Below are 22730 nucleotides of genomic sequence, written 5' to 3' on the forward strand. Positions count from 1 at the left end.
GATGAAAGAGAGGAATGATGGATATGGCTAGAGAGTATTCTTTTGAAACCAAGCAACTTCATGCAGGACAAGTCATTGATCCTACAACTAAATCACGAGCAGTTCCTATTTATCAAACGACCTCTTTTGTCTTTGATAGTGCACAGGAAGCAGAAGATATTTTTGCCCTTCGCAAACCTGCTAATATCTATACTCGGATTACCAATCCTACGACGGCTGTTTTTGAAGAGAGAATGGCTGTGCTAGAAGGTGGAGTTGGTAGTCTTGCTACGGCTTCAGGTATGGCGGCTATTACTTACACTGCATTAGCACTGGCTCATGCAGGAGATCATATTGTTTCTGCGACGACAGTTTATGGTGGAACCTTTAATCTTCTTAGTGAAACTCTACCCCGTTATGGTATTACCACAAATTTTGTGGATGTGGCAGATTATGAGGCTATAGACCAAGCTATTCAGGAAAATACAAAGTTTCTTTTGGCTGAAACCCTAGGCAATCCTCTTGGGAATGTCGCAGATTTGGAGAAGTTAGCTGAGATTGCTCATAAACATCAGATTCCATTAGTTGTTGATAATACCTTTGGAACGCCCTATCTCATCAATGTTTTCTCTCATGGGGTGGATATCGCTGTTCACTCTGCAACTAAGTTTATCGGTGGTCATGGAACGACGATTGGTGGTGTGATTGTTGACTCTGGTCGCTTTGATTGGGAAGCGTCTGGTAAATTCCCACAGTTTGTTGAGCCTGATCCGTCTTATCATGGATTGTCTTACACGAAAGATGTCGGGGCAGCAGCTTTTATCACAGCTGTTCGTACACAGTTGCTCCGTGATACAGGAGCTAGTATCTCGCCGTTTAATGCCTTCCTCCTAACACAAGGCTTAGAAACCCTATCCTTACGTGTGGAACGGCATGTCGAAAATGCGAAGGCAGTAGCTGAATATTTAGAGAAACACCCTAAAGTAAGGAAAGTGAATTATGCTAGCTTGCCTTCAAGTCCCTACTATGATTTAGCTCAGAAGTATTTGCCACTAGGAGCCAGTTCTATCTTTAGCTTTGAAGTTGAGGGCGGTGCAGTAGAGGCTCGTAGGGTGATTGATAACTTGGAAATCTTCTCCAACTTAGCGAATGTTGCAGATGCAAAATCATTAGTGGTTCATCCTGCTACAACAACTCATGGTCAGATGTCTGAAGAAGACTTACTCGCTTGTGGTATCAATCCAAGCCAGATTCGATTATCTATCGGCTTAGAGAACGTTAAGGATTTAATTGAAGATTTACAGATTGCCTTGGATAAAGCATTTGAGAATGAAGACAGTAAGGGTCGCATTTTTTAGTAATGAACACAGATATTAGTAGTGAGGAGATTTCCGATAGGAGATTTCTTCACTACTTTTTCAAGTGTATTAAGCTGATAGCATTTTGATGCTAGATATCCTGATGAGAACTGGCAAGGCATCTTTTTTTCTTGCAATCTGTTCAAGGTATGCGGGACATGCGGTATTGCGTATTGAAAATGAGATACGAAAGCAGGGAATTATTCAAGACAAAGAAGTAACATCATGCGTACAGTATTCGAAAGTGATATCAGTAAAGAAAGCTCAGAAGTAGCGTTTCTTGTAGATAGCAAAAAATTCATAGCTACACTATGCTAAAGTGAATCGGTTACACTAATCTAGACAGAATTTAGAAGTTTTTAGTGAGAGATAAGTCCAAGAGTCATAGGTATTTGATAACTCAGACTGACATGAATGCCTTTGTGATTTTACAAATGGACATAGTTCTTGACTTGGAGGGGGAGGATAGTCAAACATGTCACATGTCTCTCTATACACAAACTCCATCTTGAAAGAACGATAAGTACTCTTTACAGAAATAGTAGAACCTCGATTGTTCTTCTCTTTTTTTATCTCAAAATTCCTTTTAAAAAATATGAATTTTCTTTCGAAACATGGTATACTAGAGAGGTTATGAGTCCCGAAAAGGCGATTGTTTACCCAAAAAGAAAACAATCGGTGCTTTGTAACTTTTAACTTGGCAACAATGTCGGTAGCAAAGCTACGCGTCATTGTATAGCAGTCGCTATTAGGCGACCTGCTTAGCCAACTTACTAGACTGGGAAAGGTCTTAGTAACGAATCCCTTTCCCAATCTTCGTAACTGAACTAAGAAAAACGGCTCCTATGTCGCACTTTTTTCTACGGTTGTCACTATGCTAGTAGGGCTACGAACTGTGTTCGTTCTATCTCCAAGCTTCAAAGGTCTACTAGACCTTTGAAAGCGCGTTACTAGATTTCCACAAGCGAAAATCTCGTTCTCTTGGGAAACCGTCATAACTTGATTATAGTAGTAAAGTCATATGTCATTGTACAGCAGTCGCTATTAGGCGACCTGCTTAGCCAACTTACTACTGTTGATGAGTCAGTCGATTGAGAGGTAGGGTGTCGAGCGGTTGTAGGGAATTGGTCAGCTAGTAGTTGTTTTTCTAGGATCATTTTTATTTAAAGGGGGACATGAAGATGTCAGAACGTAAACTTTTCACTTCTGAATCGGTATCTGAGGGGCATCCGGATAAGATTGCGGATCAGATTTCCGATGCGATTTTAGATGCGATTTTAGAGCAGGATAGCGAGGCTCATGTAGCAGCTGAAACAGCTGTTTATACAGGGTCTGTCCATGTGTTTGGAGAAATTTCAACGACTGCTTATGTCGATATTAACCGTGTCGTACGAGATACTATTGCAGAGATTGGCTATACCAATACGGAGTATGGTTTTTCAGCTGAAACAGTAGGTGTACATCCGTCGTTGGTTGAGCAATCACCTGATATTGCTCAAGGGGTCAATGAAGCCTTGGAAGTTCGTGGCAATGATGATCAGGATCCGTTGGATCAGATTGGAGCTGGGGATCAAGGATTGATGTTTGGTTTTGCTGTAGATGAAACGCCAGAATTGATGCCGTTGCCTATTTCGCTTAGTCATCAATTGGTGAAGAAATTAGCAGATTTACGTAAATCAGGTACGATTTCCTATCTGCGTCCAGATGCCAAGAGTCAGGTGACCGTGGAATATGACGAAGACGATCAACCGGTTCGTGTGGATACAGTCGTTATTTCAACCCAGCATGACCCAGAAGTGAGTCAGGAAACGATTCGCAAAGACATCATCGAGCAGGTGATTCAAGCAGTTATTCCAGCCCGTTATTTGGATGAGGAGACCAAGTATTTTATCAATCCGACAGGTCGATTTGTCATTGGTGGTCCGCAAGGAGATTCTGGCTTGACAGGCCGCAAGATTATCGTAGATACTTATGGTGGTTATGCACGTCATGGTGGTGGTGCTTTTTCTGGAAAAGATGCGACAAAAGTCGATCGTTCAGCCTCTTATGCTGCCCGCTACATTGCTAAAAATATCGTAGCAGCAGGTTTGGCCAAGAAAGCAGAAGTTCAGCTAGCCTATGCGATTGGAGTGGCTCATCCTGTTTCGGTACGGATTGATACCTTTGGAACCAGTACCGTTGCTGAAAATCGTATTGAAGCAGCTGTTCGAGAATTGTTTGACCTTCGTCCAGCAGGTATTATCCAGATGCTAGATTTGAAACGACCAATTTATCGCCAGACGGCAGCATACGGTCACATGGGACGGACAGACATTGACCTACCATGGGAACGCTTGGATAAGGTTGAAGTGCTGAAGCAAATAGTAGAAGATTAAAAAAGAGGAGTGGTGTACGGTTACGTTGAGGTAGTAGCCGACTGATGCCACTCTTTTTTGATTCAGAAAAGCTTGAAATGGAGGGGGTGGAGATGGTTTTGATTATACAGCCTGAAGGTCAGTAGATTGGTTATTTGATGAATCTTCAATTGTTAAACTAGCTATTTAGTTCGATATATGATACAATGAACTGTATGCCTTTTTGGCGAATTTGAGAAAGAGATTTGAATAGTATGAGAAGAATTGTGATTAATGGTGGTCGTCCATTGAAAGGAAGTGTAACCATCAGCGGAGCGAAAAATTCAGTTGTGGCTCTGATTCCAGCAATTATTTTAGCAGATGGTATTGTGACCTTGGATGGTGTTCCAGAGATTTCAGATGTTGACAGTCTCATTGACATCATGGAGACGATGGGAGCGAGTGTCAAGCGTAGTGGGGATTCCTTGGAAATTGACCCTCGTGGTGTTCAGGATATGCCCATGCCCTTTGGTAAAATCAATAGTTTGCGTGCTTCCTATTATTTTTATGGTTCTTTGCTTGGTCGTTTTGGTCAAGCCATTGTGGGGCTACCAGGAGGTTGTGACTTAGGACCGCGTCCGATTGACTTGCATTTAAAGGCTTTTGAAGCAATGGGTGCAACCATGACCTACGAAGGACTGAATATGAATCTTTCTACCAATGGGAAACGAATCCAAGGAGCACATATCTTCATGGATACAGTCAGTGTTGGTGCTACGATTAATACTATGTTAGCAGCTGTTAAGGCAGAGGGTCGTACGGTGATTGAAAATGCAGCCCGTGAACCAGAAATTATTGATGTGGCAACGCTTTTAAATAATATGGGTGCCCATGTTCGTGGAGCGGGTACTGAAGTGATTACGATTGAAGGTGTTACAGAACTGCATGGTACGCGTCACCAAGTGATTCCTGATCGGATTGAAGCAGGAACCTATATTGCCCTTGCGGCGGCGATTGGTGAAGGAATTCAGATTGACAATGTTCTCTACGAACATTTAGAGGCATTCATTGCTAAGTTAGAGGCGATGGGTGTTCGGATGACAGTATCAGAAGATAGTGTTTTTGTTGAAAAACAAGATAGGCTAAAGGCTGTTAGTGTCAAAACCTCTCCTTATCCAGGATTTGCAACAGACTTGCAACAACCCCTTACCCCCTTATTGCTTAAGGCAGAAGGGACAGGAACGATTACGGACACCATTTATGAGAAACGTGTTGGTCATGTGCAAGAATTGGCTAATATGGGAGCAGATATTCGTGTTTTAGGAAGTCGCATCAGCTACCAAGGGCCAAACAAGCTGAATGGTACACGTGTTAAAGCAACGGATTTACGAGCAGGTGCTGCGATGGTCATTGCAGGATTGATGGCTGAAGGTCGTACTGAAATTACCAATATTGAGTTTATCCTTCGAGGATATTCCAATATTATTGAAAAACTACAAGATTTAGGTGCAGATATTCAATTAGTGGAAGAATAGGCTGTTGATTAACTTGGCTAAATGGCCACTCTACAAGAGTGAGTGAGGGAAATCGAGAAGGAACTGACCGATTGGGACTCACTCATTTTTTGATAAGGAAGAAAAGATGACGATTTGGGAACCTCTTGCAAGATATGCCTACTTTGAAACAGACCGTCTGCTTCTCCGCCCTTTTTCTTATGAAGATAGAGAGGATTTGCATGCGATTCTTTCGAATCCCTTAAATACAGAATATCTCATGCCAAGTGCTATGAACTTAGCAGAGACAACCAATCTGCTTGTCCATACTTTTCTAAAATCGCCCTTAGGAATTTGGGCAATCGAAGAGAAAGAAACTGGACAGATGATTGGCTGCATTCGCTTTGAAAACATTGAGGAGAAAAAGAAGGAAGCTGAAATAGGGTATTTTCTAAGGCAGTCTTTCTGGGGACAGGGATTGATGACAGAAGTTCTTCAGACACTGGCTTACCTAGCCATTCACCATATGGTTTTTCAGAAGATATCTGTCATTACCCATATAGAAAATACAGCCAGTCAGCGTGTGGCAGAAAAGGCTGGTTTTCAGAAAGTGCGCCAGTATAAGGGTAGCGATCGATACAGTCATAGAATGCGGGAGTATCTGGCTTTTCAACTACTTGCAAGGGATAAGATATAGATTTCGTTAAGAATGACTATTAGAATCGTCAATCTGATAGTAAGAAAAAATAATAGATGAGGAATGAAATGATTACCATAAAATCACAAAGAGAAATTGAGGCAATGGACCGGGCAGGTGATATTCTTGCTAGTATTCATATTGGCTTGCGTGATCTGATTAAACCAGGGCTTGACATGTGGGAAGTGGAAGAGTATGTCCGCAGACGGTGTAAGGAAGAAAATGTTTTGCCGCTTCAAATTGGAGTGGATGGGCATTTGATGGATTACCCTTATGCGACTTGTTGTGGTTTGAATGATGAGGTAGCTCATGCTTTTCCACGTCATTACAAGTTAAAAGAAGGTGATTTACTGAAGGTTGACATGGTCTTAAGTGAGCCACTTGATAAGAGTATTGTGGATGTGTCTAAATTGAACTTTAACAATGTTGCTCTGATGAAAACCTATACCGAGCCATATGCTGGTGGTTTAGCGGATTCTTGCTGGGCTTATGCAGTAGGAGAAGTGAGCCAAGAAGTTAAAGACTTAATGGATGTGACAAAAGAGTGTCTTTACCGAGGAATTGAGCAAGCAGTTGTCGGCAACCGTATTGGCGATATTGGTGCTGCGATTCAAGAATACGCCGAGAGTAAAGGCTATGGTGTCGTGCGTGACTTGGTCGGTCATGGTGTAGGACCAACCATGCATGAAGAGCCAATGGTGCCCCACTATGGACGTGCAGGACGTGGTCTTCGTCTACGTGAGGGAATGGTTTTGACGATTGAACCGATGATTAATACGGGTACCTGGGAAATTGATACGGATGAACAGACCGGTTGGGCTCATAAGACATTAGATGGTGGATTATCTTGCCAATATGAACACCAATTTGTGATTACCAAAGACGGTCCTGTGATTTTAACCAGTCAAGGAGAAGAAGGAAGCTACTAATTTTGAGTAGGAAAAGAAGGAGGAAGAATGAACAGAAAGAAGCTATGGAGCAACTGTAAGTCATTTGGGACCTCCTTTTTGTCCTTTTATCAAGCAGCGGAAGTCGATTTGACAGGAGTGGCCGTTGCCTATTACCTGATTATCTCGATTTTTCCGATTTTGTTGACCTTGGCCAATCTCCTGCCCTATTTACAGATTGATGTAGAGCAAATTTTAGCTTTTCTAGCAGACTTTTTTCCAGAACAAATTTACCCGACAGCAGCGGAGATGGTTGTGAGTATTCTAACGAAACCTTCCTCGTCTTGGTTAGGAATTGCTATTGCTACGACCCTATGGACTTTGTCAAAGAGTATGGTAGCTCTCCAAAAAGCCGTGAACAAGGCCTATAATGTTGATCAACATCGGGATTTTATTATTAGCCGAGCAGTTGGCATTTTTTTAGGAATTGGTCTTCAAGCGATTATTATTTTTAGTATGATGATGCTAGCGTTTGGTAAGACCTTGTTGCAATTGCTGTCGACCAAATTTCATTTTGACCCTCTGTTTAATCATTTCCTCAATCAGAGTCAGCTAGTTGCTTATATCGCACTTTTTCTTGCTTTGGTCATGCTCTATTTTTTCCTACCTAATGTTCGAATTCGAAAAATTCGCTATGTCTTACCTGGCTCCCTGTTTGTTCTAGCAGTGATGGCAACGGTTGGACAATTGTTTGGCATTTATATTGATTCCTATACCAACCGTCTCTTGGATTTTCGCTTAGTATCGTCTGTCGTGATTCTTGTATTGATGCTATGGTTCATTTTTTTGGCTAATATTCTCATTATTGGAGCGGTTTTGAATGCAACGGTTCAGAGTTTGCAGATGGAAGAATTTGATCCGAGAGCAGGAGATGTGCTGTCACTTTTTCATCGCATCAAGTCCTTCATTGTTAAAAATCGTAAAAAAAGAAACTTCTAAGTTAGGAGCTTCAGAATGTAGACAAACCTCATAATTCAGAAAAACATTACAATGATATTTCATTTTCTGTAGTTTCAAGGTTAGAAAATTTGCGAGCGTAGCGAGCACAATACCGCCGCCACCGCCGTGCTAAAAGTGACAGAAAACGTTATTAAATGAAGGTTTTCTGTTACTCGGCATCTTCGAGACCTTAGACTCGAAGATGAATCATGGAATTCCGAAGGAAGTCGCTGATGTCCGAAAGCACATAAGGATGGTGGCAATAAAAAGACTTTTTCTTCAAGCTGAAACTCCTAACTTAGGAGCTTTTTTTCGTATTCTGAAAGACAAATACTTTACTTAGGATATAGTTCAGGACAATGACGAGAACCTGTGAGATGAGGGTAGCAATAGCATTGATACGTGTAGGATCTTGATGGACGAATTGACCAATCAGCTGTGGAAAGGCATCTACTAGAAGGTAGGCCAAGACAAGGTCGAGTAACAAGGTCGTAAGGCGTGCAGAGATAAATTTGACGAGCCGTGCTGGCCAGCACGTCCATTCTTGCTGAAAGACGATTTGATCATTTGTGATAAAGGCAAATAAAATGGCGACACAGTTGGCAATAAAGACAACAAGGAGAGTTTGAGGAATTAGGAAGAAAAGACTGGTCCTCGTAAGGATATAGACAAGAGTGGTGGCTACTCCAAAAAACAAATAGGACAGAATTTCATTCTCAAAAAATGCTTTAATATACTTTTTCATACTTTAAGTCTACCATATTATCCTTGATTATGCTATACTAGAAATGTTGTGAAAATGAGAAGTTCTTGGTCGAAAAAACGGCTACTCTTGACTACATTCGGTTTTTTCCACGGCTTCACATCTTGTGAATCGAGCTCGTGCTAAAAGCCTTACAAAATAGAGACAAGGGTGTTGCAGCTTTAGCTGCCTACAGATTTGGCTCTCTTTAGGGGCGTCTTGTCCTCGAATCACGGATTCGTCGGCCAATCCCCTACTTTTGCTGTAGCCGTTGTGAGATTTGCTCGCATTACGGATATGGATGCTCTTGAGTACATTCGGTTTTTCAACGCCCTCTCATCTTACACAACCCTTGGTACTTCCTTCCTTTAGCCAAGCATATTATACGCGGTTTAGCCGCCAAAGGAGATTTATATGAATAAAACAAAATGGACAGTTCGTGACATGGCACACATTGCCTTGGTTGCGGCGATTTACGTGGTGTTAACAGTAACGCCACCTCTCAATGCGATTTCCTACGGAGCCTATCAGTTCCGTTTGTCGGAAATGCTGAATTTTCTAGCTTTTTATAATCGTAAATACCTCATTGCTGTTACGATTGGCTGTATGATTTCGAATTTTATAGGCTTCGGAGTGATTGATGTTTTTGTCGGTGGAGGATCGACCCTCCTCTTTGTGGCTCTAGGAGTTTATTTCTTTAAAAAATACCAAACAGAGTATCTCTTCAATGGGATAATCAATAAGGCTTTCTTCTACTTCTCCATTTTCTTTTCTTTATCCATGTTTACCATTGCTCTTGAATTGTATTTTCTAGCAAGCACACCTTTCTTAGCAACATGGTTTACAACTGCTGTAGGAGAATTTGCCTCTCTAATTGTTGGTTCTCTGGTCATTGACCGTTTAGCTCAGAGAATTGATTTTACGCGATAAGGTCAGATAAGGAAGGACACCGAGTCTGGGCAATTGCCCAGACTTTTTTCATACTATAAGCAAATAAATTTCCACTGTAGAAGTGAGAGACTGAAATGATAAAAATGCTATTTTCTTACCTGACTTCTACCTCGCTGTCTTTTTTCTTTCCGATATCCATGATATAATGAATCTTATGGAAGAAAAATATTTGAAAATCGCCCAGGATTTGGGTGTTAACATAAAGCAAATTGAAACAGTTTTGACCTTGACAGCGGAAGGCAATACTATTCCCTTTATCGCTCGTTATCGTAAGGAAATGACAGGGAATTTAGATGAGGTTGTGATTAAGTCCATTATTGACTTGGATAAATCTTTAACAGCTTTGGCAGAGCGAAAAGCCACCGTTTTGTCTAAGATTGAAGAGCAAGGGAAATTGACGGATGGACTGCGTCAGGCGATTGAAGAAGCTGAAAAATTAGCTGATGTGGAAGAGCTCTACTTGCCATACAAGGAAAAGCGCAGAACAAAGGCAACGATTGCACGAGAAGCAGGTCTTTTTCCTCTGGCACGCCTTATTTTACAAAATGTTGCAGATTTGGAAACACAGGCAGCAACTTTTATCTGCCAAGGATTTGAAACAGCAGAAGATTGTCTAGCTGGTGCGGTAGATATTTTGGTAGAGGCTATTTCAGAGGATGTGAAATTACGAGCTTGGACCTACCATGAAGTCTTGCACCATTCTATTTTACAATCGCAATTAAAAGATCAAGAAGCGGATGAAAAGCAAGTCTTTCAGATGTATTACGAGTTTTCTGAAACAGTTGCGAATATGCAAGGTTATCGGACCTTAGCCCTCAATCGTGGCGAAAAATTAGGTGCCTTAAAGGTCTCCTTTGAGCATAATCTTGAGAAAATTCTGCGGTTCTTTGAAGTTCGTTTCCCTCAGAAAAATAGCTACATTACAGAAGCAATCAGCCAGGCAGTTAAGAAGAAAATCTTACCAGCCATGGAGCGTCGTATTCGGACTGAATTGACTGAAACAGCAGAAGAAGGAGCGATTCTCCTCTTTTCAGAGAACCTTCGTAATCTACTATTGATGCCACCATTAAAAGGAAAAATGGTATTGGGCTTTGACCCAGCCTTTCGTACAGGTGCTAAGCTAGCAGTGGTGGATCAGACCGGAAAACTCTTGACAACACAGGTCATTTATCCTGTGAAGCCAGCTTCACAGGCACAGATTGCACAGGCAAAAGAAGAACTGGCAGGTCTGATTGGCCAATATGGTATTGAAATCATTGCCATTGGAAATGGAACAGCTAGTCGTGAGTCTGAAAGTTTTGTCGCAGAAGTCTTGCAACAATTTCCAGCTGTTCGCTATGTGATTGTTAATGAAAGCGGGGCATCAGTTTATTCTGCTTCTGAATTGGCACGGCATGAATTTCCTGATTTGACGGTTGAAAAACGCTCGGCAATCTCGATTGCTCGTCGCTTGCAAGATCCACTTGCAGAGTTGGTCAAAATCGATCCCAAATCAATCGGTGTTGGCCAATACCAGCACGATGTTAATCAGAAAAAATTATCTGAGAGCCTTGATTTCGTAGTGGACACGGTAGTCAATCAGGTCGGTGTCAACATCAATACTGCAAGTCCTGCCCTCCTAGCTCATGTGGCAGGTCTCAACAAGACGATTTCTGAAAATATTGTCAAATACCGTGAAGAAAATGGAGCTTTGACCTCACGAGCTGAATTGAAGAAGGTCCCACGTCTAGGTGACAAGGCCTTTGAGCAGGCAGCTGGTTTCTTACGAATTCCTGAGGCGAGCAATTTCTTGGACAATACAGGAGTGCACCCAGAGTCCTATCCAGCGGTTCAAAAACTCTTTGACTTATTAGATATTGAGCAATTAGATGAAATGGCGCAGGAGAAATTAAAAGCAGTACAGCTAAGAGAAATGGCAGAAGAATTGGGTCTGGGTAAGGAAACTTTGAAGGATATTCTAGCAGACTTACTCAAACCTGGTCGAGATTTACGCGATGATTTTGTAGCACCTGTATTGCGTCAAGATGTTCTGGATTTTAAAGATTTAGAAATTGGACAAAAGCTAGAAGGTGTTGTTCGGAATGTGGTTGACTTTGGGGCCTTTGTTGATATTGGTATCCATGAAGATGGTTTGATTCATATTTCAAATATGAGTAAAAACTTTATTAAACATCCGAGTCAAGTAGTCTCTGTTGGAGATTTGGTAACGGTTTGGGTCTACAAATTGGATACGGTTCGTGAAAAAGTCAATCTCAGCTTGGTGCCACCTCATGAATCTCACTGAGTATATTCAGCAGGTGTCACGTGAGGATTTTGGAAAAGAATTCCGACATCAAGCCCATTGGAATCGTCGTTTGAAAACAACAGGTGGACGGTTTTTTCCCAAGGACGGACATTTGGACTTCAATCCTCGCTACTATGAAGCAGACAAGGACTTGTTTCGTAAGATTGTCCGCCACGAACTCTGCCATTATCATCTGTATTTTGAGCAAAAAGGCTATCGCCACAAGGACAGGGATTTCAAGGAATTGTTACAGGCAGTAGACGGAGTACGCTATGCACCGCAACTAGCATCTCCCGCGCAAACTCCCTATCTCTACCGCTGCCAGCAGTGTGGTCAAGTCTACCCACGAAAGCGACGCGTGAACACAGCAAACTATCGTTGCGGTAAGTGCCGTGGCTTCCTGACAGTAGTTGATGAAAGAAATCAGTCCTTGGGCTGATTTCTTTTAATTAGTCTATGGTATAATAGAAGAGAATCGAGGTGAGGAAATGGCACAAGAACCGCAAAAACGATTGATTGAACTATATGAGAAGGGGATTTTGACCAAAGAAGAAGCGCGTGCCTGCTTTTTAGAATTTGATGAAGAACCAGACTTTCTCGTAGAGGAAGAAAAACCACGGTTGAGTTTTACACTCCCGCGTTTGAAAATTTTTTCCTCATCTAAATTGAAACAAGAGTATGCCTTTGCAGACATTGAATCCCTTTTTATCAGTATGTCAGAAGGAAAGGTTTCTTTTGTCAAAAACAAGTCGGATCAGGTTCAGATTTACCTTGTTTACCCTCAACAAACCAACCAAGCCTTTTTGCCTCAGATTTATGTTGAAAACCAAGGCTTGCATTTTGCTTCTAATCTTCCTTGCCACTTGACCGTTTCTCTACCGGAGCAGTGGATGTCCATTTTGAATTTAGATTTGGGAAGAGCAGATGCGAGACTAGACTATCTTCCTTTTGAAGATATTTCCATTCATAGTTCTACGGATAAAAAACAACAGGATATTCGTATTACTGCAATGAATCTCATGTCTCAGCACCTCTTCCTCCAACTCGTCCAAGCTCCAGTTTATCTGCAAGTGCCAAAACAGCAAGGCTTACGTGGAAAGGTGGAAAGTTCAACAGGGCAATTAGTTGTTAATCGAAAAAAGAAACCAAGTCCTTATTTTTGCGAGAAGAAAGGAGATTGCCTCCTGTATCTTCATATCAAGACAGTCAATAGCCCAATTAGTGTAAAAGGAGTGCAACATGCCATTCGGATTTTATAAGCAACGAACGAATAAACTGATAACAGGTGTTTTAGCAGGTATAGCAGATCGTTTTCGATTAGATCTTAGCATTACTCGGATTGTCTTTTTCATCATCTGTTTAGTTGGACGTTTGGGCTTGTTAGCCATTGCAGTCTATATTCTAGCAGCTGTTTTACTTCCCTTTAAGGAAGATGTTTATGCAGACCGCTATGGTACAGGACCTAGAAAAATAAAGGATGCTGAAAAAATTCAGAAACACAAGTGGTAGGAGTAAGATCATCCAGTAGCTGTATTATGAAAGGAGTGAGGAAAGTCGATTTCTCGGAAATCACGACTGCTGTCTCACTCCCTTTTTGTATTCTCCTCCTATCTTGTGGTATAATAATTTATAAAGAAATGACACGCTTCAAAAATCACAATCGGACATTGCTCACTAGCCTTATTAAAGGATGGAAGTGATTCGGATGTTGATTTTAAAAAAGTATGAGAGGTATGATATGGCAGTTTTTGTCAAAGATTTGATTGACAATGTGCGTGTGAGTAGCGCATATAGTACGGAAATCTTACTGGAAAAAGAGATTACCACATCTGATATTACTCGTCCTGGTCTTGAGATGACAGGCTATTTTGACTATTATGCGCCAGAGCGCATTCAGCTAATGGGGATGAAAGAATGGTCCTATTTGATGGCCATGACTTCTCATAACCGTTATCAAGTTTTACGGAGAATGTTTCAGCCTGAGACTCCAGTGGTGATTGTAGCGCGTGGCTTGGAAATTCCAGAAGAAATGTTTCAAGCAGCTGAGGAAAAAGGGATTGCTATTTTCCAAAGCCAGTCTGCTACAAGTCGTTTGGCAGGGGAATTATCTTCTTACTTAGATTCACGCCTTGCAAAACGGACCAGTGTCCATGGTGTTCTCATGGATATCTATGGCATGGGTGTTCTGATTCAAGGAGATTCTGGAATTGGGAAAAGTGAGACTGGTCTTGAATTGGTTAAACGTGGTCACCGTATCGTCGCAGATGATCGAGTAGATGTTTATGCCAAGGATGATGTCACTCTCTGGGGAGAACCAGCTGAGATTTTGCGGCACTTACTGGAAATCCGAGGTGTTGGTATTATTGATATTATGAGTCTGTACGGTGCAAGTGCTGTTAAGGAATCATCAGAAGTTCAACTTGCCATTTACCTTGAAAATTATGACACAGGTAAGGTCTTTGACCGCTTGGGAAATAGTGGTGATTCGATTGAGATTGCAGGAATTACGATTCCTCAGATTCGAATCCCAGTTAAGACAGGACGTAATATCTCGGTCGTAATTGAAGCAGCAGCTATGAACTATCGTTCCAAACAAATGGGCTTTGATGCGACTAAGGAATTTGAAAAACGACTAGGTAGCCTCATTGAAAGCAATAAGGAGTAGCCGATGATTGATCCAGTTGCAGTAAAATTTGGTCCGCTCGAAATTCGTTGGTATGCCTTGTGTATCATCACAGGTTTGATTCTTGCAGTCTTTCTTGCGTCTAAGGAAGCACCTCGTAAAAAAATTCTGTCAGATGATATTGTAGATTTTATCTTAATAGCCTTTCCGCTTGCAATTCTTGGTGCGAGGATTTATTATGTAGCCTTTTCTTGGGATTTATATAAGGACAATCTTCTTTCTATTTTTGCCATTTGGGAGGGAGGCATTGCCATTTATGGTGGTCTGTTGACGGGATTTCTCGTTCTAATCTTCTTTACACGCCATCGCTTCATTGAAATCTGGGATTTTCTGGATGTGGTAGCACCGTCTGTGATGATTGCACAGGCTATTGGTCGCTGGGGAAATTTTTTCAATCAAGAGGCCTATGGTGCAAGTGTTAGCAATCTTGATTATCTGCCAGAGTTTATTCGTAAGCAAATGTATATTGACGGAAGTTATCGAACGCCAACTTTCTTATATGAATCACTTTGGAATCTGTTTGGTTTCGTTCTAATCTGTGTATTGCGGAGACGAAAAAAACTCCTCAAGCAGGGTGAAATTACCCTATTTTACCTAGTGTGGTACGGTGTCGGTCGTTTTGTCATTGAAGGGATGAGAACGGACAGTCTAATGTTCCTTGGCTTACGTGTTTCACAGTGGCTTTCTGCCTTATTCGTGCTGTTAGCACTAATCTTATTTTTCTATCGTCGTCGAAAAGACATTCCTTATTATCAGATCTAAGAAAAGGAGATTTCTATGCTGATTGAATTATCTGTTTTTATTATCGCAATTGCCCTTGCAGCTGTTGCAGTATATGTTATCCTCTTGTTGAAAAAAGTATCCAATGTGGTTGATGAAGCTCAACACACTTTGAATGTGTTAACGAGTGATGTTAATGTAACCCTTTACCAAACCAATGAATTGTTGGCTAAAACAAATGTTCTGGTTGCAGATGTAAACGGAAAAGTTGCTACTTTGGATCCACTCTTTGTAGCAGTTGCTGACTTGTCAGAGTCAGTATCAGACCTCAATACCTCTGCGCGTGGTCTAACAGCAAAAGCCCGCACCGCAGGCCAACATACGGTAAAGGCAGGAGGAGCCTTAGCAGCAGTTAGTAAATTATCTTCTATTTTAGGGAAGAAAGGAGCAAAACAACATGGTTAAAAAATCTAGCATTTTCACAAGTATCCTTTTAGGTGCAGCAGGTGGTGCAGCTGCAGCAGCCTTTCTTGCAACAAAGACAGGTCAAGTAGTTAAGAAAAAAGTCCTTGATTTCACGAAGGATTACCAGGAGAACCATGAAGAAATCAATGCAGAATGGATTCAAAAAGCCCAAGATTTGGGTCAGCAAGCAGTTGACAAATACGAAACAGTCAGAGACCAATTGACTTCAGGTGAGTTAACAGTCGATGACTTAGTTCAGTCTGGAAAAGAAAAAGCGCAATTGGTGAAGGCGCAATCTCTTGAAAAGTTTGAGCAAATCAAGGAAAAAATTGCAGAACAAAATCTGACAACAGCTGACTTGGTTGAGTCTATTAAAGAAAAGACCCAAACCCTTCCTAGTGCAGAAGAGCTAGAAGAGGAATTGGCAGTCACAACAGAAGACATTGAGATTGACTTACCAAACCTAGAAGAAGAATAAAAAAATCCGCTGATACGGATTTGAGATTGAAGAAAAGATTTATTTTGGATCATCTTCTTCAATCTTTTTTCATTCAATAGAAAAACTCTTAAAAACAGCATGAAAATAAGCTGTTTAAGAGTTAAATCATTATTTCTCTTTCAATTTGTTGCTATTTAGAGGGTTATATTCCAATTCTTTAATATCTTGATTTTGATAGAGTATGTGGAAAAAATAGGAACGAAAAGAAACTGATGCCAAAAAAACAGAACTAAGATTATTTCCTTATCTTAGTTCTGTTTTTTGATGAGTAAAATTTTTTCTTAATGAAGAATTGGACGAGTTTTAATCCGATTAGTCCTGTTACAATGGCTAATAGAAAGGCCAAAAAAATAGGAACGTGGTTTGAAAGATAGATATAAGCAGCAATTACTGTAATGATACTAAAAATAGCGATATTTAAAAAGAAGAAAAATTCTTTTAAACGTTCTTTAGCAGGATTTGTTGCTTGATATGCTTGATAAGTGGCCTGTCGTTTCTCTTTCGGGATTGTCTCGTCATAGTGGTAGGAATCAGGCCGATAGTCTCTAAGTGCCATATCGTCTCCTTTTATGCTTTTATAGCTTATCATAACAATGCTAGCTTTCTGTAACAGTAATATTACATTTTCATTACAAAAAAATGAGAAAAGTCTGAAGATTAAAATCACAGGAAATACTCAACAATCAATTAGTTTGTGATATAATGAACATTATGGGAAAAATTGTTATTACAGCAACTGCTGAAAGTATTGAACAAGTTAAACAACTATTAGCAGCGGGAGTAGACCGTATTTATGTAGGAGAAGAAGATCATGCGCTTCGGATTCCGCATTCCTTTACCTATGATGAATTGCGAGAAATTGCTCGCTTGACACATGAAGCTGGTAAGGAATTAACAATTGCAGCCAATGCCCTCATGCACCAGGATATGATGGATCAAATCAAGCCCTTTATGGAATTGATGAAAGAAATTCAGGTGGACTACCTAGTTGTAGGTGATACGGGTATCTTTTACATCAATAAACGTGATGGCTACCATTTTAAGCTGATTTACGATACATCTGTTTTTGTCACCTCTAGTCGTCAGATTAACTTCTGGAAAAATCATGGGGCAGTAGGTGCGGTACTTGCTAGAGAAATTCCGTCTGAAGAATTATTTGATATTGCTAAAAACCTAGAAATTCCTGCAGAAATCTTGGTGTATGGTGCATCGGTGATTCACCATTCTAAGCGAACCCTCTTGCAAAATTATTACAATTTTACAAAGGCAGATGAGACGGATTTGTCACGTCAGCGAGGCCTGTTTTTAGCAGAACCGAGTAATCCAGATAGCCATTATTCCATTTATGAAGACAAGCATGGTACGCATATTTTTATCAACAATGATATTGACATGATGACGAAGCTGACGGAACTAGTTGAGCATGATTACCTGCATTGGAAGTTGGATGGAATTTACTGCCCTGGACAAAACTTTGTTGAAATTGCAAAGCTGTTTGTTGAAGCAAGAAACTTGGCAGAGGCTGGAGAATTGACCTACGATAAGGCATTCTTATTAGATGAACAGGTTCGGAAGTTGCACCCTAAAGAACGAGGATTGGATACAGGTTTTTACGAATACGATAGAGATAAGGTAAAATAGGAAACGATATGACACAGAGAAAGCTAAAACGTCCAGAGGTCTTGTCACCTGCTGGAACCTTAGAAAAATTGAAAGTGGCCGTTGATTACGGAGCAGATGCTGTTTTTGTTGGTGGTCAGGCCTATGGCTTGCGAAGCCGTGCTGGAAATTTCTCCATGGAAGAAATGAAGGAAGGAATTGACTATGCTCATGCTCGTGGCGCAAAGGTTTATGTAGCAGCAAATATGGTGACACATGAAGGAAATGAAGTAGGAGCTGGAGCTTGGTTCCGTGAATTGCGGGACTTGGGACTCGATGCAGTCATTGTGTCAGATCCTGCCTTGATTGTCATTTGTGCGACAGAAGCGCCGGGACTTGAGATTCACCTGTCAACTCAGGCTTCTTCAACAAACTATGAGACCTTTGAATTTTGGAAAGAATTGGGCTTGACACGGGTTGTTTTGGCACGTGAAGTAACCATGGCAGAATTAGCGGAAATCCGTAAGCGTACTAGTGTTGAGATTGAGGCTTTTGTCCACGGTGCCATGTGTATTTCTTATTCAGGACGTTGCGTTTTATCCAATCATATGAGTAATAGGGATGCCAACCGTGGTGGGTGTTCGCAATCCTGCCGTTGGAAATACAATCTCTACGATTTACCATTTGGGGAAGAACGTCGTAGTATCAAGGGACAGGTTCCTGAAGAATTCTCCATGTCAGCTGTTGATATGTGCATGATTGACCATATTCCAGATATGATTGAAAACGGAGTGGACAGTCTGAAAATTGAAGGTCGCATGAAGTCTGTTCACTATGTTTCTACGGTAACCAACTGTTATAAGGCAGCAGTTGATGCTTATTTGGAAAGTCCAGAAAAGTTTGAAGCCATTAAGCAAGACTTGATTGACGAGATGTGGAAGGTAGCTCAACGGGAGCTAGCAACAGGATTTTACTACAATCCTCCAACAGAAAACGAGCAATTATTTGGTGCACGCCGTAAAATTCCTGAATATAAGTTTATCGCAGAAGTTGTAGCTTTTGATAAGGATACGATGACCGCAACCATTCGTCAGCGCAATGTCATCAACGAAGGAGATGAGGTTGAGTTTTACGGACCAGGTTTCCGCCATTTTGAAACAACTATTACAGACTTACACGATTCAGACGGTCTTCCCATTGAGCGTGCTAACCGTCCAATGGAACTCCTGACCATTCGTTTACCGCAAGAAGTCTATCCAGGTGATATGGTACGTGCCTGCAAGTCAGGACTCATCAATCTGTATCAGGAAGACGGACAGTCTGTAACGATTAGAGCATAATAGAGATATGAAAAAAACGGGAGTGGGACTCAATCGTTATTTCATAGAAATCGATTATCCTCACTCCTTTATTTCTAAGTTCGGGCTAAAATAATCCGCTGGATTATTTCACTCCCCCCGCATGTTGACTAGCTTTCACAATTGAGAATTGTGAAAGGTTGGGAATAAGGCTAGCGAAGAAATGTTCGCTAGCCTCTTCTAATAGAATGTTGATACAAACCAGACAGTCCTCGCTTTTGATTTCCAAGCTCAGGTATCAATAGTCACTCCCCTGACTATTGATATGCGCTAAACTGTTAAATCTACAAAATAACGAGGTCAGGGACTTTTGTCTCGGCCTCGTTTCTTATGCTTGTTGTGACTTCCGAACACTATCAGGAACAAGAGAAATTTGTTGAATATCGTCTAGTGAAATGATACTGGTCACATTTTTCTTAAAGTTTTTGACAATCATTCGATTCTTATCAGGATCAAATGCTACAATTTCCCCTGTGAAACTTTTATTCGCATAAATGACATGGATAGCTGCTTTTTTATAGAGGGCAAGTTGAATCATATCAAGATTGGGCGTATATTCTTCTTTTAGGTCTTGGTAAGGTTGTTGATTGCCCAAAAACACATTGAGGTGATAAAGGAGAAAGGCTAGAAACTTTTTCATGGTAAAATACTCCAAAGATTGATACAATTATCATATCGGAAATTGATAAAAAAGACAAGCGTTTGCGAATAGATTATAAGAGGAGGAAGATATGGCAGAATTTACATTTGAAATTGAGGAAAAGTTACTCGTTTTATCAGAGAATGAGAAGGGTTGGACCAAGGAAGTAAACCGTGTGAGCTTTAATGGTGCACCTGCTAAGTACGACATCCGTACGTGGAGTCCAGACCATAGCAAGATGGGGAAAGGTATCACACTTTCTAACGAAGAATTTCAAGTCTTGGTTGATGCTTTTCGAAATTAGTCTAGAATCAAGGGTTGCCATTGCTTCCCTTTATTTTATAGTGAATTGAATAAAGGTTAGGACATCGTTATACTCTATAAAAATCAACATCTGACTAGGCAACGAAATTGTAGCTAGAACTGAAGTTCAGCAAGGTGAGCGAATAAATATCAGACCTTCATTTTTGATGAGTATAAGATACGACTGAGAGGACGATGAACCATTGTAATGATGAGGATTTTGAACAAATCAGGAATCAGAAAGGGCAGAACCGTTATAGCAAGTGTTTTTTCAAGGCTACTATAAGTGATAAGGGAAAAAACAAGGCTGCCAGATAGGAAACAGAGAGCATCGCCTGCGAGATTGGCAAAAAAGATGTGTATCCTAGAAGACTGGGCGGAGGTGAAAAGAGCCGTTACACCAGCATACAGCAAAAATCCCCAGAGGAAGCCAGCAGTCGGTCCGAAAAGACTTGCTATTCCGCCTGAAAAGCCTGCAAAGACAGGTAGACCGATAGCCCCCAGCAAGAGATAGAGGAGAAGGCTAGTAATGGCTGCTTTTGGGGAATAGAGACTGGCGATTAGCCCTATGGCAAGTGTTTGTAGGGTAAAGGGGACAGGACCGATTGGAATGATAATTTGTGATAAGACAGCAATGAGTCCTGCCCCAATGGCAGAATAGATGAGTGATTTGGTGTGTGAATTAGCCATATTGTTATCCTTTTTAATTTAATAGGGTAACGAAATTATAAAAGGATTGACAGGAAAAGTCAATCCTTTTTGCATCGGCTGTCACACCCTTGTATTGGTTACACTCGTCAAAAATGAAGGTTGATATCGTTAACTCACCTTGCTTCAACAGTCCAGTGGACTGTTGAAGGTTGGAAATAGGGATTATGTCATAAACCTCAGCTAGCATTAGTCCGGTGGACTGTTGAAGGTTGGAAATAGGGATTATGTCATAAACCTCAGCTAGCATTAGTCTGGTGGACTGTTGAAGGTTGGAAATAGGGATTATGTCATAATCCTCAGCTAGCATTAGTCCGGTGGACTGTTGAAGGTTGGAAATAGGGATTATGAAATAATCCTCAGCTAACCTCCGTTATCCCTGCGGTTTTTAGGACACAAGCTACGCTAGTTTTATCTATCACCGTCCACAATTCTCGATTGTGGACGGTGATAGATGTTGATTTTATAGAGTATTCTTCTCCAAGCGATTAGCGCATGGTAACAAATTCTTCTGCTCCGGTTGGGTGAATAGCAACTGTTGCATCAAAGTCAGCCTTGGTAGCCCCCATTTTGATTGCCACTGCAAAACCTTGAATCATTTCATCAACACCATAGCCAATACCGTGGAGTCCAACGATTTTTTCTTCTGGTCCAGTTGTGACTAATTTGAATTTGGCTGCTTGGCGATTTTGTGCAAGGGCAGTATACATGGAAGTAAAGGCAGAAGTATAGACCTTGATATTGTCTGCTCCAAATTCCTTTTCAGCTTCTTCTTGAGTATAGCCAATTGTACCAATCGCTGGATGAGAAAATACAACCGTTGGAATAAAGTGGTAGTCCATTTTGGCGCCAGTTTTTCCATTAAAGAGGCGTTCGGATAAGGTGCGCCCAGCTTTTATAGCTACAGGTGTTAGTTCCTTTTCGCCTGTGACATCTCCTAGAGCATAGATATGTGGGATGCTGGTTTCTTGGAATTCATTGACGGCAATATGACCAGAAGCAGTAGTCTTGATTCCCACAGCTTCTAAGTTCAAGTTTTCAACATTCGCTGTTCGACCAACTGCCCAGAGGATTTTTTCAGCAGTATGGTGGCTGCCGTCTTCAAAGTAAATGGTGAGGCTATCGTCTACATTTTTATTGATACGAGTAGGAATTTTATGAGAATGAAGAGTAAGACCTGTTCGTTCCATTTCAGCAACAAGTGCGTCTGTAATGTAGGTGTCGAAGCGGCGCAATGGTCGATCACGGCGAACAAAGAGATCTGTTTCTACACCTAGTGAATGCAATACACCTGCCATTTCAACAGCAATGTAACCCGCTCCAATCACAGCAACAGATTGGGGCAATTCCTTCCAAGCAAAAACATCATCTGAGACGCTAGCGTATTCGCCACCAGGAATGGTTGCTGGAATTGGTTTTGCACCAGTTGCAATCACAATTTTATCTGCATAAATAGACTCCCCATTGACTTCTATGGTATGAGCATCAACAAAGCGGGCATAACCTGGAATCACTTCAACGCCATTGCGTGCAAACGTTCCTTTATAGGAATTTCGAGAGCGCTCAATATAGGCATCGCGATTTTTCTTGAGCGTTGCAAAATCAAAGGTGATATGTTCAGCAGAAAAACCATATTCAGGTCCGTAGTGGTGATAGCTGTCAGCTATTTGGGCTCCATACCACATAATTTTTTTAGGGACACAGCCGATATTGACACAGGTTCCACCGAGGAGATTCCCTTCAATGACCGCTGCTCTAGCGCCATGTTCTGCTGCTCGATTCATGGTCGCAATTCCTCCAGAACCGCCTCCGATTGCAAGAATATCAAATCGTTTCATCTTGTTTTCCTTCCTGATTGTCATTTCCCTTTTATTGTAACGTTTTTTTCTCCTTCCTGCAAAAATCGGCTACGTTCTCCCAATCTTACAAAAGTGTAAGGTACTTGTTGGGTAAGAGGTATAGTAAAAAAGTGAATTTTTTTATAAAATAATATCAGAAAGTGCTTGCATTTTTCATTGTATTTGTGTACTAT

General features: G+C 41.1%; 23 protein-coding genes and 1 riboswitch. Of the genes, 18 read left to right on the top strand and 5 right to left on the bottom strand.

Translation table 11 applies throughout. The features are described from left to right. Positions 1 to 23: 23 nt before the first annotated feature. From J5M87_RS03655 to J5M87_RS03680, 6 genes are all read left to right on the top strand, one after another. Positions 24 to 1337: an O-acetylhomoserine aminocarboxypropyltransferase/cysteine synthase family protein gene (locus J5M87_RS03655; RefSeq protein ID WP_154609058.1), complete on the top strand. Its 1314-nt coding sequence runs from the start codon at positions 24 to 26 to the stop codon at positions 1335 to 1337. 1181 nt (positions 1338 to 2518) lie between these two features. Continuing rightward, positions 2519 to 3712, top strand: a complete 1194-nt coding sequence (metK, locus tag J5M87_RS03660; RefSeq protein ID WP_154609057.1) for a methionine adenosyltransferase — start codon at positions 2519 to 2521, stop codon at positions 3710 to 3712. 233 nt (positions 3713 to 3945) lie between these two features. Continuing rightward, positions 3946 to 5205 carry a UDP-N-acetylglucosamine 1-carboxyvinyltransferase gene (locus tag J5M87_RS03665; RefSeq protein ID WP_154632450.1) on the top strand — a complete coding sequence of 420 codons (1260 nt, stop codon included), beginning with the start codon at positions 3946 to 3948 and terminating at the stop codon, positions 5203 to 5205. Positions 5206 to 5311: 106 nt separating this feature from the next. After that, the gene (locus J5M87_RS03670) at positions 5312 to 5860 is read left to right on the top strand and encodes a GNAT family N-acetyltransferase (RefSeq protein WP_154609055.1); all 549 of its coding nucleotides are present in this window, start codon (positions 5312 to 5314) and stop codon (positions 5858 to 5860) included. Between the two features lie 68 nt (positions 5861 to 5928). Continuing rightward, positions 5929 to 6789 (top strand): methionyl aminopeptidase, encoded by an 861-nt coding sequence (locus J5M87_RS03675; RefSeq protein WP_154609054.1) that lies wholly within the window; start codon positions 5929 to 5931, stop codon positions 6787 to 6789. A gap of 27 nt (positions 6790 to 6816) precedes the next feature. Further along, positions 6817 to 7746 (top strand): YihY/virulence factor BrkB family protein, encoded by a 930-nt coding sequence (locus J5M87_RS03680; RefSeq protein ID WP_154609053.1) that lies wholly within the window; start codon positions 6817 to 6819, stop codon positions 7744 to 7746. A 298-nt stretch (positions 7747 to 8044) separates the two neighbouring features. On the opposite strand, the gene J5M87_RS03685 is transcribed toward J5M87_RS03680, so the two are convergent. Next, a complete protein-coding gene (locus tag J5M87_RS03685; RefSeq protein ID WP_154609052.1) occupies positions 8045 to 8491 on the bottom strand; it encodes a GtrA family protein in 447 nt (148 codons plus the stop codon). Between the two features lie 299 nt (positions 8492 to 8790). Then, positions 8791 to 8905: riboswitch (PreQ1 riboswitch) on the top strand. Here J5M87_RS03685 and J5M87_RS03690 point away from each other — a divergent pair. The 9 genes from J5M87_RS03690 to J5M87_RS03730 all read left to right on the top strand — a co-directional run bounded on the left by J5M87_RS03690 (position 8903) and on the right by J5M87_RS03730 (position 16069). Further along, positions 8903 to 9418, top strand: a complete 516-nt coding sequence (locus tag J5M87_RS03690; protein ID WP_154609051.1) for a QueT transporter family protein — start codon at positions 8903 to 8905, stop codon at positions 9416 to 9418. (Overlaps the previous riboswitch by 3 nt.) Positions 9419 to 9593: 175 nt before the next feature. Then, positions 9594 to 11723, top strand: a complete 2130-nt coding sequence (locus tag J5M87_RS03695; RefSeq protein ID WP_154609050.1) for a Tex family protein — start codon at positions 9594 to 9596, stop codon at positions 11721 to 11723. Then, positions 11710 to 12162: a SprT family protein gene (locus J5M87_RS03700; RefSeq protein WP_154609061.1), complete on the top strand. Its 453-nt coding sequence runs from the start codon at positions 11710 to 11712 to the stop codon at positions 12160 to 12162. Before J5M87_RS03695 ends, J5M87_RS03700 begins: the two co-directional genes overlap by 14 nt. Before the next feature lie 49 nt (positions 12163 to 12211). Next, the gene (locus J5M87_RS03705; protein ID WP_067091335.1) at positions 12212 to 12982 is read left to right on the top strand and encodes a hypothetical protein; all 771 of its coding nucleotides are present in this window, start codon (positions 12212 to 12214) and stop codon (positions 12980 to 12982) included. Beyond that, positions 12963 to 13232: a PspC domain-containing protein gene (locus J5M87_RS03710; RefSeq protein WP_154609049.1), complete on the top strand. Its 270-nt coding sequence runs from the start codon at positions 12963 to 12965 to the stop codon at positions 13230 to 13232. Before J5M87_RS03705 ends, J5M87_RS03710 begins: the two co-directional genes overlap by 20 nt. 229 nt (positions 13233 to 13461) lie before the next feature. Next, positions 13462 to 14388: an HPr(Ser) kinase/phosphatase gene (gene hprK, locus J5M87_RS03715; RefSeq protein WP_154609060.1), complete on the top strand. Its 927-nt coding sequence runs from the start codon at positions 13462 to 13464 to the stop codon at positions 14386 to 14388. Positions 14389 to 14391: 3 nt separating this feature from the next. Then, positions 14392 to 15168: a prolipoprotein diacylglyceryl transferase gene (lgt, locus tag J5M87_RS03720; protein ID WP_154609048.1), complete on the top strand. Its 777-nt coding sequence runs from the start codon at positions 14392 to 14394 to the stop codon at positions 15166 to 15168. Positions 15169 to 15186: 18 nt separating this feature from the next. After that, positions 15187 to 15591 carry a DUF948 domain-containing protein gene (locus tag J5M87_RS03725; protein ID WP_280113864.1) on the top strand — a complete coding sequence of 135 codons (405 nt, stop codon included), beginning with the start codon at positions 15187 to 15189 and terminating at the stop codon, positions 15589 to 15591. Then, entirely contained in the window at positions 15584 to 16069 is a 486-nt protein-coding gene (locus J5M87_RS03730; RefSeq protein ID WP_154609046.1) for a YtxH domain-containing protein, read from the top strand. Before J5M87_RS03725 ends, J5M87_RS03730 begins: the two co-directional genes overlap by 8 nt. Before the next feature lie 256 nt (positions 16070 to 16325). On the opposite strand, the gene J5M87_RS03735 is transcribed toward J5M87_RS03730, so the two are convergent. Continuing rightward, entirely contained in the window at positions 16326 to 16646 is a 321-nt protein-coding gene (locus J5M87_RS03735; protein ID WP_154609045.1) for a DUF3270 family protein, read from the bottom strand. 155 nt (positions 16647 to 16801) lie between these two features. Here J5M87_RS03735 and J5M87_RS03740 point away from each other — a divergent pair, with 155 nt between their 5' ends. Further along, positions 16802 to 17731 (top strand): peptidase U32 family protein, encoded by a 930-nt coding sequence (locus J5M87_RS03740; RefSeq protein ID WP_154609044.1) that lies wholly within the window; start codon positions 16802 to 16804, stop codon positions 17729 to 17731. 8 nt (positions 17732 to 17739) lie between these two features. Further along, positions 17740 to 19029 (top strand): peptidase U32 family protein, encoded by a 1290-nt coding sequence (locus J5M87_RS03745; RefSeq protein ID WP_154609043.1) that lies wholly within the window; start codon positions 17740 to 17742, stop codon positions 19027 to 19029. Between the two features lie 346 nt (positions 19030 to 19375). Here the strand turns inward: J5M87_RS03745 and J5M87_RS03750 are convergent, their stop codons facing one another. Continuing rightward, on the bottom strand, positions 19376 to 19687 hold the full coding sequence (locus J5M87_RS03750) for an LSm family protein (RefSeq protein WP_154609042.1): 312 nt from the start codon (positions 19685 to 19687) through the stop codon (positions 19376 to 19378). A 91-nt stretch (positions 19688 to 19778) separates the two neighbouring features. Here J5M87_RS03750 and J5M87_RS03755 point away from each other — a divergent pair, with 91 nt between their 5' ends. Then, positions 19779 to 19991 (top strand): YdbC family protein, encoded by a 213-nt coding sequence (locus J5M87_RS03755; protein ID WP_067086059.1) that lies wholly within the window; start codon positions 19779 to 19781, stop codon positions 19989 to 19991. A 149-nt stretch (positions 19992 to 20140) separates the two neighbouring features. Here J5M87_RS03755 and J5M87_RS03760 read toward each other — a convergent pair whose 3' ends face one another. Next, a complete protein-coding gene (locus J5M87_RS03760; RefSeq protein WP_154609041.1) occupies positions 20141 to 20680 on the bottom strand; it encodes a biotin transporter BioY in 540 nt (179 codons plus the stop codon). A gap of 506 nt (positions 20681 to 21186) precedes the next feature. Continuing rightward, on the bottom strand, positions 21187 to 22536 hold the full coding sequence (gorA, locus tag J5M87_RS03765) for a glutathione-disulfide reductase (protein ID WP_154609040.1): 1350 nt from the start codon (positions 22534 to 22536) through the stop codon (positions 21187 to 21189). Positions 22537 to 22730 lie beyond the last annotated feature (194 nt).

The sequence above is a fragment of the Streptococcus sp. zg-86 genome (assembly GCF_017639855.1).
Classification (GTDB): Bacteria; Bacillota; Bacilli; order Lactobacillales; family Streptococcaceae; genus Streptococcus; species Streptococcus zhangguiae.